This window comes from Bacillus sp. SIMBA_154 (assembly GCF_046536015.1).
Lineage (GTDB): Bacteria > Bacillota > Bacilli > Bacillales > Bacillaceae > Bacillus > Bacillus pumilus_P.
In genome coordinates, this window is record NZ_JAWJBV010000244.1 from 1 (window position 1) to 274 (window position 274).

The 274-nt window shown below is 50.4% G+C and carries 1 protein-coding gene; it reads right to left on the reverse strand.

The annotated features are described in order from the left end of the window. Positions 1 to 67 precede the first annotated feature (67 nt). Positions 68 to 274 (reverse strand): ArsR/SmtB family transcription factor (locus R0K30_RS21895; RefSeq protein WP_410612935.1); only part of this gene is annotated, 207 nt, incomplete at its 5' end.

Sequence of the window (274 nt, forward strand, 5' to 3'; positions counted from 1 at the left end):
GACAAACACAAGTGTCAGCACAAAAATCAGCGCTGATAAAACCGCAACTCCCAAGAATATATCCCCCTTACCGGCATGTAACAGTGACTTCTTTTTGCCGCAATGTCTGTAAAACTTCGTCCTTTTCATCTATCTGCTTCAGAATCGAGCAAACCAGCGCGTATTCCGGACCGGACGGATGAATGGCATAGTACCGCCACTGGCCCTCGCGTCTTTCCCGCACAAGGCCGGCGTTCTTTAATTTCCGCAAGTGCTGGCTGATGCCAGGCTGACT